Annotated in this window: 12 protein-coding genes; all 12 read right to left on the bottom strand. The window is 68.6% G+C overall.

What is annotated here, in order from left to right; translation table 11 throughout:
* Positions 1-8 precede the first annotated feature (8 nt).
* Positions 9-623: a TRAP transporter small permease gene (locus tag CXQ92_RS03270; protein WP_104165232.1), complete on the bottom strand. Its 615-nt coding sequence runs from the start codon at positions 621-623 to the stop codon at positions 9-11.
* Positions 620-1,669, bottom strand: a complete 1,050-nt coding sequence (locus CXQ92_RS03265; RefSeq protein ID WP_258069684.1) for a sialic acid TRAP transporter substrate-binding protein SiaP — start codon at positions 1,667-1,669, stop codon at positions 620-622. The genes CXQ92_RS03270 and CXQ92_RS03265 overlap by 4 nt, the downstream gene beginning before the upstream one ends.
* Before the next feature lie 29 nt (positions 1,670-1,698).
* Positions 1,699-2,757 carry an Ldh family oxidoreductase gene (locus tag CXQ92_RS03260; protein ID WP_104165230.1) on the bottom strand — a complete coding sequence of 353 codons (1,059 nt, stop codon included), beginning with the start codon at positions 2,755-2,757 and terminating at the stop codon, positions 1,699-1,701.
* A gap of 1,448 nt (positions 2,758-4,205) precedes the next feature.
* Positions 4,206-6,332, bottom strand: a complete 2,127-nt coding sequence (locus CXQ92_RS03255) for a 3-hydroxyacyl-CoA dehydrogenase NAD-binding domain-containing protein (RefSeq protein ID WP_104165228.1) — start codon at positions 6,330-6,332, stop codon at positions 4,206-4,208.
* Positions 6,329-7,567 (bottom strand): acetyl-CoA C-acyltransferase, encoded by a 1,239-nt coding sequence (locus CXQ92_RS03250; RefSeq protein WP_104165226.1) that lies wholly within the window; start codon positions 7,565-7,567, stop codon positions 6,329-6,331. The genes CXQ92_RS03255 and CXQ92_RS03250 overlap by 4 nt, the downstream gene beginning before the upstream one ends.
* 106 nt (positions 7,568-7,673) lie before the next feature.
* Positions 7,674-8,981 (bottom strand): HRDC domain-containing protein, encoded by a 1,308-nt coding sequence (locus CXQ92_RS03245; RefSeq protein WP_104165224.1) that lies wholly within the window; start codon positions 8,979-8,981, stop codon positions 7,674-7,676.
* Between the two features lie 66 nt (positions 8,982-9,047).
* On the bottom strand, positions 9,048-9,674 hold the full coding sequence (locus CXQ92_RS03240) for a DUF3000 domain-containing protein (protein WP_104166674.1): 627 nt from the start codon (positions 9,672-9,674) through the stop codon (positions 9,048-9,050).
* Between the two features lie 62 nt (positions 9,675-9,736).
* The gene (locus CXQ92_RS03235) at positions 9,737-10,816 is read right to left on the bottom strand and encodes a low specificity L-threonine aldolase (protein WP_181033536.1); all 1,080 of its coding nucleotides are present in this window, start codon (positions 10,814-10,816) and stop codon (positions 9,737-9,739) included.
* Positions 10,817-10,823: 7 nt separating this feature from the next.
* A complete protein-coding gene (locus CXQ92_RS03230) occupies positions 10,824-11,531 on the bottom strand; it encodes an SDR family oxidoreductase (RefSeq protein ID WP_104165222.1) in 708 nt (235 codons plus the stop codon).
* Entirely contained in the window at positions 11,528-12,892 is a 1,365-nt protein-coding gene (locus CXQ92_RS03225; RefSeq protein ID WP_104165220.1) for a DUF6421 family protein, read from the bottom strand. Before CXQ92_RS03225 ends, CXQ92_RS03230 begins: the two co-directional genes overlap by 4 nt.
* A gap of 228 nt (positions 12,893-13,120) precedes the next feature.
* Positions 13,121-13,546: a peptide-methionine (R)-S-oxide reductase MsrB gene (msrB, locus tag CXQ92_RS03220; RefSeq protein WP_104165219.1), complete on the bottom strand. Its 426-nt coding sequence runs from the start codon at positions 13,544-13,546 to the stop codon at positions 13,121-13,123.
* Positions 13,547-13,560: 14 nt separating this feature from the next.
* On the bottom strand, positions 13,561-14,049 hold the full coding sequence (locus CXQ92_RS03215; protein ID WP_104165217.1) for a hypothetical protein: 489 nt from the start codon (positions 14,047-14,049) through the stop codon (positions 13,561-13,563).
* Positions 14,050-14,114: the final 65 nt, after the last annotated feature.

Raw genomic sequence — 14,114 nt, 5'->3', positions numbered from 1 at the left:
CGGGTTTCCTAGACCGCTTCCCGTTCGAGGTTTTCCATCGCGTCCGGCACGAGCTCCGGATGGCGGATATTCAGGTACATGTGCACCAGGGCGTGGAAACAGATCAGCGTGAATCCCACCACCGCCGAGCTGTAGACCAGACTCATTGGCAATGACGTCGCCGGGGCCTGAAGGCGCGCCGCTTCGGCGGCAAATTCCGCCCCGGCGAAAGCCATCATCCCCGAGGCGATGATCACCATGGCCAGGGCAAAGGTGTCGAGGACGACCGTTCCCTTTCGCCCCAATTTGCTTGCGACGATATCGACCGCGATGTGGATACGGCGCGCCATCACGAATCCGGCGGAGACGAAGGTGAACCACAGTAAGCCGAACCGCGCCAGCTCTTCGGTCCAGCTGAACGGCGAGTTGAAGATGTAGCGGCTGACGACTTGCAGGATGATCAGGCCCAGCGTGCCCACGAGGAACGTGCAGGCAGCGAGCCTCTCGGTGACGACGAGATACCGGTACGGGCTGTTTCGTTGCTCCGGAAAGTCCGGGTCGTCGGGTTCCTGCGGAACCCGTAGCCCGGTAGCGAGGTTGTTCTCATTGCCCGAGGTTGGATACGAGCCGACCTCTTCGCTCATCGCGCCGTCTGGATCTGCTCGTAAAGGTCACCCCAAGGCTGTTCGCGCATGACTTCCCCTGCTGAAGCGGCAAGAGATTCACGGTCGACGTCTTCGTTGACCTGGATGCCGCTGCCGGTCTTCCATTCCTCGAGGATGGACTGTTCCTGCTCCTCGACGCATTCGCGGGTGGCGTCTGCGGCGGTCTGCATGGCGCCTTCGAGTGCGGTGCGCTCCTCGTCGGACAGACCTTCGTACACGGTGCGCCCTGTCGTGATCTCGACGCCTTGGATCATGTGGCCGGTCAGGTTGATGTAGTCCTGGACCTCATTGAACTTCGCTGTGGAGATGGTGGGGACCGGGTTTTCCTGCGCGTCAATGACACCCTGCTGAAGCGCCAGGTACACCTCGTCAAGTGCCATGGGGGTCGCAGTGCCACCCATGGCACTGATATTGGTCAGGTACAGGGGCGCGTTGGGAGTCCGGATCTTTAGACCGTTGAAGTCGGCGGCGGTACTGATCTCCTTGTTCGCTGTCACGTGGCGGGTTCCGTAGTACCAGTTGGAGAGCACCTTGATGTCGGAGGATTCATACAGATCGTCGAACACAGTCTGCATTACTTCGCCGTTAGCTGTCTCCACGAAGTGGTCCACGTCTTCGAACAGGTATGCCGCGTCGAGAACGGCCGCGTTCTCCTCCCAGACGCCCAGGAAGGACGGACCCGCCACGGCCATGTCGAGGCTGCCGGAGGCAACCTGTTCCAGCAATTCGGATTCGTTGCCCAATTGGGCGGATGGGAAGCTCTGAATCTGCAGGCCGCTTCCCTGCAACTCCTCCTTGAGGGTGGCGACGCCGCATTCCTCAACCGGGTGCCCTGCATCGTAGACGTGCGCCAGCCGGAGAGTCTTGGCGTTCGTATCTACTTCTTCCACACTGTCCCGATCGACGGCCGTGCCGACACCGCATCCGGACAGCAGTAGAGCGGCCGCCGCGGCAACGCTCAGGACCATCCTCCGGTTGGCGTGGGAACCTGCGGAATTGCTGGTGGGGTTAGTTTCGAGCTTCATTGCTGAATCCTTCCGAAAGATACTGATGGTCAGGTTGCTGGTCGGGATGAAAGGGGTAAGAGGGACAGCTCGTCGGCTAGGGAGGTCAGTTGATCGATGGTCGAGAGCGGCAAGGAAACAGCGTCTGCAGCACCCGCCTCGCGCCGACGTTCTGGATCTCCCGGGGCATCCACGGGCCGGCCTGCAGGACCAGAGCTGCGTACGCGGTCCTGAAGGATAGCTACCCTCGCCGCCGTCCGTGCGCTGCCGGCGAAGGCAGCCGTGTCGAGGCCGACGACCAGGTGTCCGTTATTCATTCGCGACGCCGGGTTGGACCAGATGTCGACAGTCTCGAAAGCGAACGTAGCGTCTGTCAGGGATGCCGCGAATGCCTCGAGCAGAACGGCCACTGCGGAGCCCTTGTGGCCGCCGAAGGGGATCATCGATCCCTTTTCCGCCTCTTGTGGGTCCGTGGTCGGGTTGCCGGCGGCGTCGACCGCCCAACCCTCCGGCAACTGTGTGCCCTCATTCTTCGCGGCAATCACCTTGCCATAAGCACCGTTGCTAGTTGCCAGGTCGGCCGTGAGCGGCCACCCGGACGCGCTGGGTGCGCCGAAGGTCAACGGATTCGTGCCGAGGACCTTGCTGGTTCCACCGTGGGGTGCAACCACTGGTCCGGTGGATGAGGTGATGAAGGCCATGAATCCCGCCTCTGCGAGCTGATCACTCCAGAACGCCCCGGCACCATAGTGACTGCTGTTATGGACGGCGACGGCAGCGATACCTTCCCTGCGACCAACGTCGATGACGCGATCCACAGCAGCCTGCATGGCGACTTGACCCAGTGCAGCGTCTGCGTCGAGTACTGCGACGCTGCCCTGGTTTCGAGAGAACTTCAGGCTGGGTACCGGGTTGATGCCGCCCAGCCTTAGCGCCTCGCAGTACAAGGGGAGACGGAGCAATCCGTGCGAGTAAATGCCACGCTGGTCCGCCTGAACCAGGGAGCGCGCAGTGAGGGCTGCGTCCTGGTGCGGAACGCCACGAGCCTCCAGTGCGTCGGTGGCCAAGCGAACAAGGTCCTGCGGAGGAAAGAGCTGATGGGTGCTCATCAGCGAACCCCCTTCGTATATAGGAAGTGGTGTGATCCTATATGCATAGTGCGTCAGATCACAACCACTGACGACCATGAAAACGTTTCACCACTGGTGGGAAAGACAAAAGCCGCCCGGTGACCACCCCCGCACCACGGGGGGACGATGCCTTTGTGGACAAGCTGTGCTCGGGCTGGGCCGAGTACGGTGACTTTGACGCCGAGTCGTCGAGCGATCCGACGGGTGCGGGACCCGGTGTCCCCGTCGTGCGCGATGGCTCGGAGATACACGCGTTCCGTGCGTGTTGCGCGGCCCCAGCGGGAGGAGAAGAAGCCGGCGTCGAGCTGACTTCGCCCGATGAGCACTGCCACCTCGGCATCTTCCTCCGTAAGGGCGTGCTGGGGGTGAGTCTACGGCCGGCTCCGGACACCCCGACCTATCTGACGGCCCTGCTGCCGGTCACTGAGGGGGGTTGCGGTGCATGCGGAGCTGACCCGGCACGCCGACGCTGAACGAGCGGCGGGGATGAGCGGAGCCGTGGTCAGGCCACGGCCGACGCACTGGTGGAGCGAACTACCGGCACCCCAAAAGGGTCCTCCCGGGTCGAGGTGAAGCTGATCACGACGGACTGCACCCTGTTCCAGGGTGAGAGTGACCCGACCCGGCTTCCCGGCTGCGGGATCGTCCTGGCTGGCTGGGCCCGGAACCTCCTCACCACCGGGCGAGCAGGACAGATTTCGGGGCAGGCAGCAAAGAACGGGCAGAGCTTCGAGGTGTTGCTCCGACGCCTCCACACCGCCCCCGGTAGCGGGGAACTGGTGGCTGCCGAGTCCCGAGCCCGGCTCTTCCCGGCCGGGCAGCGCAGCTTCATCCAGGCCCGCGACCCCCTGTGCAGGACCCCGTACTGTGGTGCGCCACTACGACCACATCGTCCCCTGGCGTGACGATGGGCCCACCAGCCTCGCCCACGGCGCCGGGCTGTGTGAAGCCTGCAACCACATGAAGGAACTCCCCGGCTGGAGGACGACCGCGCCTCCCAACAGCAGTCCCGGGGCCCGGCATGCCCCGGGATCAGTACGCCGACCGCCACACCTACAGATCCACCGCGCCTCCCTGCCTTAGCAGCAGCCCGCACGAACGCGAACACCAGGGAGAATAAGCGCACGGTCTGGAGAGACGGCCCACCCGCCGACATCGCTGAGCCGTGCGCCGGGCGATCACAGTACTCCGGCATACCCCTACGCGCGACGCTCACGACGGGCCGAACTACTGCTCGCCTGACCACTCGTGGAGGGCGCCTGGAGAAATTCACTACCGGGGAACCGCGACCCTCGCCCCGTCTCCGATGCGCCACCCCTGCCTACACCCCGATGCAAGAGGTACAACAAGCGGAAAAGGCCCTGACCTGTTGATCGGGGCCTTTCCTGTCCGTCAGACACTGCGCAGGGCCGATGCCGGGCGCTGTGTCAGCCCTGGTGGAACCGCTTCCCGAGAACGCGCTCGGACGCGCCGACGCGATCGAGATAGGGGGTGATGCCGCCCAGGTGCATGGGCCAGCCGGCACCCATGATCATGCAGAGGTCGATGTCCTCGGGGGCCGCGACGACGCCCTCGTCGAGCATGCGCCCGATCTCGTCCGCCAGGGCGTCCTGCGTGCGGCGCAGCACCTCCTCCGAGGAGGACGGGCTGTCTCCGCGGTCCATGAGCGCCAGGGTCTGCTCGGGAACCACGGAGGAGCCGTCCTCCTGCTTCTCCCACAGGCCCTTCACGCCGGCATCGATCAGCTTCTGCTGGTTCGCGGAGACGTGGAAGCGGTTGCCGAACGCGGTGTGCAGCGACTCCTGCACGTGCTGCCCGACGGGCAGGCCCACGAGGGCGAGCAGCCGGAACGGCGTCATGGGCAGGCCCATCGGCCGGAGGGCGTTGTCCGCGGTCTCCGCGTCCGTCCCCTCGTCGAAGACCGCGGTGATCTCGCCGAACATGCGGCCGAGGATCCGGTTGACGACGAACGCCGGCGCGTCCTGCACGAGGACCGCGTTCTTCTTCAGGCCCTTCGCGAGGACGAAGGCGGTCGAGAGCACGGCGTCGTCGGTCTTGGGTGCGCGGACCACCTCGAGCAGCGGCATGGCCGCCACCGGGTTGAAGAAGTGGAAGCCGACCACGCGTTCGGGGTGCACCAGGTCCGCGGCCATCTCGGCCACGGACAGCGAGGACGTGTTGGTCGCGAGGATGCACTCGGGCGAGACGACGGCCTCGACCTCCGCGAAGACCTGCTTCTTGACCGACATCTCCTCGAAGACAGCCTCGATGACGAAGTCGGCGTCCGCGAAGACGTCCTTCGACACGGAGCCGGAGACGAGTGCCCTGGTGCGGTTCGCGGCGTCCTGCGTCAGGCGCTTGCGCTCGAGCGTCTTGTCGATCTCCGCGTGGACGTACGCGACGCCCTTGTCCACGCGGGCCTGGTCGATGTCCGTGAGGACCACCGGGACCTTGAGCTGCCGGGCGAACAGCAGCGCGAGCTGGCTCGCCATGAGCCCGGCCCCGACGACGCCGACCTTCGAGACCGGGCGGGCGAGCTTCCGGTCCGGGGCGCCGGCGGGGCGCTTGCCGCGTTTCTGCACCAGATCCAGGAAGGCGTACACCGTGGCATGGAACTCGGCCGTCTGCATGAGTTCGGCGAGGGCCGTGCACTCGGCAGCCGCCGATTCCTTCCGGGACAGCGTGAGGCCCGCCTCGAGCAGGTCGAGCACCCGCGACGGCGCCGGAGCGGCGTTGCTGGTCTTCGCCTCCACGAATCGACGGCCTGCCGCGACGGCGCCGGACCACTCGGCGTCGTCGTACCGGGCGAGACCGGCACGCCGCTGCTCGACGGCGTCCGCGGCCTCACCGCCGTTGACCACCCGGGCGGCCCAGAGGAGGGACTGCTCGATGTAGTCGGCGGGCTCGAAGAGGGCATCCGCGATTCCGAGGTCGTAGGCGGCCCGGCCGTTCAGGCTCCGGTTGTTGCTCAGCGGGTTCTCGATCATGACCTTGACCGCGTTGGCCGGGCCGATGAGGCGGGGGAGGCGGTAGACGCCGCCCCAGCCCGGGACGAGGCCGATGAAGGCCTCGGGCAGGCCGATGCCGCTGGCGCCCGAGGAGACGGTGCGGTAGGTCGCCGCGAGGGCGATCTCCAGGCCGCCGCCCAGGGCCACGCCGTTGATGAAGGCGAAGCTCGGCACGCCCAGGTCCGCGAGGAGGTCGTACGCCTCGTGGCCGAGCTCGGCCATGAGGCGGCCGAGGTGCTCCGACCTGACGCTCTTGACCGTGGTGAGGTCCGCGCCGGCGACGAGGAAGTAGGGCTTGCCGGTCACGGCGACGGCGGAGATCTCCCCGCGCGCCGCTCGGTACTTCAGGCCCTCGAGCGTGCGGCCGAACTCGATCAGCGTGTTGGGCCCGAGGGTGGTGGGCTTCGCGTGGTCGAGGTCGTTGTCGAGGGTGATGAGCGCGAGCACCCCGGCGCCCTCGGGCAGCGTGATGTCCTGGACATAGGAGTGGGTGACGATCTCGGCGGGAACCAGCGCGGCCAGTTCGTCGTAGCGTTCGAAGCTCATGTTGCATCCTGTCCGTAGTGCTCGTGGTGGGGGTTCTCCCAGATGACGGTCGCGCCCATGCCGAGGCCGATGCACATGGTGGTCATGCCGTAGCGGACCGAGGGGTCCTCCTCGAACTGGCGGGCGAGCTGGTTCATGAGGCGCACACCGGAGGAGGCGAGCGGGTGCCCGACGGCGATGGCGCCGCCGTAGCGGTTCACGCGCGGGTCGTCGTCGTCGATGCCGAAGTGGTCGAGGAAGCTCAGGACCTGGACGGCGAAAGCCTCATTGATCTCGAACAGGCCGATGTCGGAGATGTCCAGCCCGGCCTGGCGCAGCGCCTTCTCCGTGGCGGGGACGGGCCCGATGCCCATGACCTCCGGTTCGACACCGGCGAAGGCGTAGGCCACCAGGCGCATCCGCACAGGCAGGCCCAGTTCCGCCGCCGCGTCGGCGGAGGCGAGGAGGGCCGCGGTGGCGCCGTCGTTCAGTCCGGCGGCGTTGCCGGCGGTGACGCGCCCGTGGGCGCGGAACGGCGTCCGCAGCGTCGCGAGGTCCTCCACGGTGGTGCCGGGACGCGGGGGCTCGTCGACGCTGTTGAGGGTCCAGCCCGCGCCGGTCTTCTTCCCGGCGACCGGCACGAGATCGGGCTGGATGCGCCCGTCCTCGTAGGCCGCGGCGAGCTTTTGCTGGCTGCGCACGGCGTAGGCGTCCGTGCGGTCCTTCGTGATACCCGGGAAGCGGTCGTGGAGGTTCTCGGCGGTGTTGCCCATGTTCAGGGCCGCGGGGTCCACGATGCGCTCGGACATGAAGCGCGGGTTCGGATCCGCGTCGGCGCCCATCGGGTGGTTGCCCATGTGTTCGACGCCGCCGGCGATGACGACGTCGTACGCACCGAACGCGATGCCGGACGCCGTGGTGGTCACGGCCGTCATGGCGCCCGCACACATGCGGTCGATGGCGAAGCCGGGGACGGTGCGGGGGAGCCCCGCCAGGAGGGCGGCCGTCCGGCCGATCGTGAGCCCCTGGTCGCCGGTCTGCGTGGTGGCCGCGATCGCGACGTCGTCGATGCGTTCGGGCGGCAGGGACGGGTTGCGGCGCAGCAGGTCGCGGATGCACTTCACCACGAGGTCGTCGGCGCGCATGCCGGCGTAGATGCCCTTGTCGCCCGCCTTGCCGAAGGGGGTCCGTACTCCGTCGACGAAGACGACGTCGCGGACGGCGCGTGACGCGCGTGCCGTTCTGCCCGTGGGCATGGTCCCGGTTTCTGGGCTCACCTGGTACTCCTCTTCGAGATGTTGATCCGCGAACATGTTACTGGTCAGTAACATAGCGTGCAAGCGGCCGCCCGGGTGAGATCGGCTAGTCGGCAGCCGCGTCCTGGTTTCCCTGTCCACCCTTGGCGGGCAGCGGATCCGGGTCGAGGAAGGCGACCGTGATGATCGCGGCGACCTGCTCGATCTGCCACGGACGTGCACCGAGATCGGCGAGGGCCGCCGCGACGGACTCGAGCGAGATCTCCGCGGGCGGGCGCCAGGCGAGACGGCGCAGGTAGTCCGGCGTCAGCAGGTTCTCCACCGGCATCCCCAGCTTCTCGGCGCGCTGCGTCACGCGGGGCCGGGCGGTCTGCAGCCGGGCAGCGGCCTCGGGGTCCTTCTCCGCCCAGACGCGGGGTGGGGGCGGAGCATTCGAGGAGACGTGCAGGGGCGGGAGGTCGGTGAGCTTCCCCGCCTCACTGAGGCACCGGATCCAGCGCGGGGCCTCCTTCTGTGCCGCCCGGCCGTGGAAGCCCTTGGTCGCCAGCAACTGGGGGACGGTGGTCGGCATGGCCTTGGCCGCGGCGACGATGGCGGAGTCCGGGATCAGTCGGCCGGGAGCGACGTCGCGGCGCTGCGCGAGGTCCTCCCGCTCGAGCCACATCTGCCGCACGGCGGCGAGCTGCCGCCGGTCGCGCAGCTGGTGCAGCCCGGAGGTGCGGCGCCAGGGGTCCACGCGCGGCTCCGCGGGGGGAGTCCGGCGGATGTGCTCGAACTCCTCCTCGGCGATCCCGAGCTTGCCGTCCTGCTCGAGGAGCGCGGCCAGCTTGTCGCGCAGTTCGGTGAGGACCTCGACGTCGAGCGCCGCGTAGCGGAGCCAGGGCTCGGGGAGCGGCCGCTTCGACCAGTCCGCGGCCGAGTGCTCCTTGGCCAGGCTGAAGCCGAGCTGCGATTCGATGACGGCGGCGAGACCCACCCGCGGCAGTCCGGCCAGCCGCGCCGCGAGCTCCGTGTCGAAGAGCCGGTCCGGCCACATGCCGAGCTCCGAGAGGCAGGGCAGGTCCTGGCTGGCGGCATGCAGGATCCACTCGACGCCGTCGAGGGCCTCGTCGATGATGCGGAGGTCGTCGAAGGGCTCCGGGTCGATGAGCCAGGTGCCCGCTCCCTCGCGGCGGATCTGCACGAGGAAGGCGCGCTGCCCGTACCGGAAGCCCGAGGCCCGCTCGGCGTCGACACCCGCCGGCCCCGTCCCGGCCGCGAGGGCCGCCGCCGCGCGTTCGAGCCCGGCCTGGGTGTCGATGACCAGGGGCACGCCGTCGCGCGGTTCGGTGAGGGCGAGGGATTCGGGGATGCCTGTGTCGGCGGGATCGGATGCTTCGATGCGGTCCGTCTGTTCGGAAGTGTGGGAACTCATGGTGTTTTCAGTCTATCCCGGAGCATTCCGCGGCCCGACGGCCCCTCCCGCGTCTCGCACGCGGCCTCAGGACCGTCGGTGCGGAAGGTGGGCGACGCCGGCGGGCAGGGGCGGCAGGCCGGCGAAGGTGCACACCATGTCCGTCCAGGCCTCGAGGTGGCGCTGCACGTCGGAGGTGTCGGGTGTCCAGGAGGCCCGGAGTTCGATGTCGATGGTGTCCGGGCGGTCCCCCAGCATGCCGTAGCTCTCGGACAGGATCCTCGTGGCGGTGCCGCCCGCGCTGTGGTGGCGGGCGCCTCGGTTCTGCAGGGCCTCCACGAGCCAGGTCCAGGCCACGGAGCCGAGCAGGGCGTCGTTGCCCATGTCCGCCTCGAGCTGGGCGCGGATGTACGTCACGATCCGGAACCGGCCGTTCCACACCTCGGAGCCCGCGGGGTCGTAGAGGAGGATGAAGCGGCCCGTGGCCAGTTCCTCCGGATCGGGCGCGACGACGAGGGAGCGTGCCGGACCGTGGACGGGGGTGAGCGGTGGGAGGGTCGCCTCGAACACCTCGGCACCGAGGGCGACGGCGAAGGGGGCCAGGCGGGAGGGTGCGGGAACCTCTTCGAGGCGGATCTCGCTGCGGCGTGCCGCCCGCCGGAGGCCCGCGAGGGCGTCGAGGAACTCGGCAGGAAGCTGCGACACGCCACCGATTGCACTCACTCCCGCAGGCTATGCCCTGGGGGCGGGCGCGCAGCGGCGGCGCGCCGGGACCGTCAGGCGGACGCCTCCCGGCGGATGGCGTCGATGAAGGCGTCGACGTCCTCCTCGGTGGTGTCGAACGAGCACATCCAGCGGACCTCGCCCGTGGCCTGGTCCCAGTCGTAGAACCTGAAGCTCTCGCGGATGCGGTCCGCGGCGCCGGGGGGCAGGATCGCGAAGACCGCGTTCGCGGTGGTCTCCTGGGTAAGGGTCACGCCGGGGATCCCCCGGACCCCCTCCGTCAGGCGGGCCGCCATGGCGTTCGCGTGGGACGCCGAACGGAGCCACAGGTCGCCGTCGAGCAGGGCGATGAGCTGGGCGGAGACGAAGCGCATCTTCGACGCGAGCTGCATGTTGAGCTTGCGGAGGTACTCGAGCCCGGTGGACGCCTCCTGGTTCAGCACGACGACGCACTCGCCGAACATGAGGCCGTTCTTGGTGCCGCCGAAGGACAGGATGTCCACGCCGGCGTCGCGTGTGAAGGCCCGGAGGGGCTGGCCGAGCGCCGCTGCGGCGTTCGCGAGCCGGGCGCCGTCCATGTGGAGGCGCATCCCGCGGGCATGGCAGTGGTCGGCGATGGCCTTGATCTCGGCGACCGAGTAGAGCGTCCCGAGCTCCGTGGTCTGCGTGATGGAGACGGCCAAGGGCTGCGCGCGGTGCTGGTCGCCCCAGCCCCAGGCCTCGCGGTCGATCAGCTCGGGCGTGAGCTTGCCGTCCGGCGTGGGCACGGTCAGGAGCTTGATGCCGCCCACGCGCTCGGGTGCGGCGTTCTCGTCGACGTTGATGTGGGCGGTCTGCGGGCAGATCACGGCACCCCAGCGCGGCAGCATCGACTGCAGGGAGAGCACGTTCGCTCCGGTGCCGTTGAAGACCGGGTAGATGGAGATCCCCTCGCCGAAGTGGTGCTCCATCACCTCCAGCAGCCGCGCGGTGTACTGGTCCTCGCCGTAGGCGACCTGGTGCCCCTCGTTCGCCGCGGCGATGGCCGCGAGGACCTCGGGGTGCACCCCCGAGTAGTTGTCCGACGCGAAGCTGCGCTGGGTGCGGTCGTGCAGGGGAGCGGGCGGGGCCACGGGAGTCAGGGTGTCGGTCACCGTCCCATTATCCCCGAACCGCGTCGATGCGGGTCCCGTTGACCTCCGCGGCCGGCGCCCCGGCCAGGCCGGCGAGGATCGCCGCGAGGTCGTCGACGTGCGTGTGGCCCTTGAACGCCCGCTCCGGGTGCTGCCCGCGCATCGCGTCGTCCACGAGGGCCCTGACGACGACCGCGGTCGCTGCCGCCGTCGTGCCGTCCCGGGCGAAGCCGTCGGCGACGGCCTGGACCCAGGCGTCGACGGAGGCCTTCACCGCGGCATAGGACGCGTTGGCCGCGGTGGGCGCGGCGACGGCCGTGGCGGACACGGCGGCGAGCCGGCCGCCGTGCTCTGCCAGCTGGTCGTAGAACGCCCGGCTCGTGTTGAACAGGGTCACGAAGACCGAGCGGTGCAGGAAGCCGTAGTCCTCGGCGGTCTGCGTGGTGATGCCCTTGCCGCCACGCCAGCCGCCGACGAGGTGGAACAGGGCGTCGGCGCCGCCGTGATCGGTGCGCACGCGGTCGGCGAGGGCCAGGACCGCGGCCTCGTCCGTGAGGTCGCACACCCGCCGGTCCACGCCGTCGAGGTCCGCGAACGCCGCCTCGAGGCGGCCGGCATGGGACCCGACGGCGACGACGGTCAGTCCGTCCGCGACCAGCCGCCGGGTGAGGGCGACGCCGGCTGCGCTGGTGGCGCCGGCGACGACGGCCGTGCGGGTACCGACGTCGTCGCTCACGCCGCGTCCGCCGTGATGCCGGCCGTGGACTCGATGACGGGCTTCATCTTCCGCTCCAGCGCCTCGAAGAACATGGACAGGGGGAACTCGTCGTCGAGGACGGCGTCGGTGAGCGCACGCGGCGGACCGAGAAGCTCGAGCGCGTCCGGTCCCTTCGCCCACACGGAGGCGGGATGCGGTGTGACGGTGGCCGAGACCAGCTCGTAGGCGGCGAGCCAGTGCGCGATCTTGGGGCGGTCGATGGACCGCCAGTACAGCTGCTCGATCTGCTCGCCGAGGGCGACGACGACGTCGGCCACCTCGTCCCAGTCGATGGTGAGCTTGGTGTCCGTCCAGTGGAGGACGCGGTGCTGGTGCATCCACGCGAACAGGAGCTGGCCGCCGAGGCCGTCGTAGTTGCGCACCCGGGTGCCCGTGATGCTGAAGCGGAAGATGCGGTCGAAGATCACGGCGTACTGCACGAGCCGGGCGTGCCTGCGGGCCTCGGGCGAGGCGTCCTCGTCCTTGGCGATCCGCACCGACTCGCGGAAAGCCGTCAGGTCGCAGCGCAGTTCCTCGAGCGAGTACAGGAAGAACGGCATGCGCTGCTTGATCATGAACGGATCGAACGGCAGGTCGCCGCGCATGTGGGTGCGGTCGTGGATGAGGTCCCACATCACGAAGGTCTCCTCCGCGAGCGCCTGGTCCTCCAGCAGCTCGAGCGCCTCGCCGGGCAGGTCGAGGCGCGTGATCCCGGCGGCGGCGCGGACCACCCGCCGGAAACGCGCGGCCTCGCGGTCCGCGAAGATGGCGCCCCACGTGAACGTGGGGGTCCGGCTCACGGCGACGGTCTCGGGGAAGAGCACCGCGGAGTTCGTGCTGTAGCCGTCCGTGAAGTCGAGGAACCTGATCGGGACGAAGAGGGCATTGGAGTAGTCACCTGCTTCGAGCTCGGCGACGAACTCCGGCCACAGCACCTCGACGAGGACGGCCTCGACGAGCCGGTTGGTGCTGCCGTTCTGGGTGTACATGGGGAAGACGACCAGGTGCTGCAGGCCGTCCGTGCGGTCCAGCTGCGGCTGGAAGGCGAGCAGCGGCTCGAGGAAGTCGGGGACGGCGAAGCCGCCGGCGCGCCACGCCTCGAAGGCCGTCACGGTGCGGGCGAGGTAGTCGGCGTCGTGGGGGAACAGGGGTGCGAGTTCCTCGACGGCGGCGATGATCCGGAGGGTGTGGTCCGAGGCCGCCGCGTGGTGCTCGGCATCCGGGATGGACCCGTCCTTGACCTGCAGGAGTCGCAGCTCGTGGGCCGCGGCCTTGAGCGCCTTCCAGGCGTCGGTGTGCTGCGGCGTGCGGTTCGCTCGAACGAGGGGAGTGACGGTCATGGCTCCTGCTTTCTCCGGCCGGGACGACGGGTGGTGCGTATGGGGGAGCCTAGCAACTTGAACAGGAACTCTTAGCCACAAGCGGCCCGAGGATCAGACTTTCTTGCTCTCAGCATGAGTTCGAAGCACAGGAGGGCCAGCCGGCCTTCACAGCACCTGGAACGCAGGAAGGCCGGCCCCGGAGGACCGACCTTCCTGCACCACCCGCGCACCAGGGCGCTCTGGTGGCTACTCCGCGGGAACCAGCTTCATGGAGATGGAGTTGATGCAGAAGCGCTGGTCGGTCGGCGTGTCGAAGCCCTCGCCCTTGAACAGGTGCCCGAGGTGCGAGTCGCAGCGGGTGCACCGCACCTCGATGCGCTCCATGCCGAGCGAGCGGTCGTGCAGGTAACGGACGGTGCCTTCCGCGAGCGGTGCCCAGAAGGAGGGCCACCCGCAGTGCGAGTCGAACTTCTCGTTGCTCGTGAACAGTTCGGCACCGCAGGCCCTGCACTCGTAGGTGCCCGCCGTCTTGGCGTCGTAGTACTCGCCCGTGTACGGGCGCTCGGTGCCGGCGTTCCGCAGGACCTGGAACTCCTGGGGAGTCAGCTCCTGCCGCCATTCGTCGTCGGACTTCTCGATCTCTGGCCGGTAGCTCTCACGTTCAGTGGTCATAGCTTCTGCAACGCCTACGAGTCACCAATAAATCCCGACCCCGAGTACAGGTGCAGCACGGCGATGCCGAGCTTGGCCTGGGCCTTGCTGGCCCAGTCGGTATGGAAGGTGTCCGCCACGGCGTGGGGGCGGGTGATGACCACCGCCTGGGCGGCTCCGCTCGCCTTCGCCTCCTGGATCATGGCGTCCACGGGATTCTCGCTCGTCGTCCGCCCGCGGGCCGTGAAGCCCTCGTCCAGGAGCAGCTGCAGCGAGGTCTCGAGGGCCTCGCGGGCCGTGGCCTCGTCGTGGCGGCGGTCGTCTGCGGAGAAGGTGCGGAACGCCTCGCCCACCTCTAACAGGCTCAGGTGGCGGAAGAACTCTCCCAGCACCGATTCGTTCGCGTCCTCGGGGATCAGGACCACGATCTCCACCAGTTCGTCCTCTCCGCGCAGGGTCTGCAGGTTGCGGAGATCCGGGCCGGTCAGTGCTTCTTCGCTCAGCACGAGGATTGTCTGCGTCATGGCGCCACTGTACTGCGCGGTCCTGCTCGCCATCCGAGGGGGACCCGCGGCGGCTGTGAATCGAC

Origin of the sequence: Arthrobacter sp. SX1312, assembly GCF_002929295.1 — a bacterium.
Classification (GTDB): Bacteria; Actinomycetota; Actinomycetes; order Actinomycetales; family Micrococcaceae; genus Arthrobacter_D.
The sequence above is the reverse complement of the archived record's forward strand: the minus strand, read 5'-3'. Positions and strand labels throughout refer to the sequence as shown.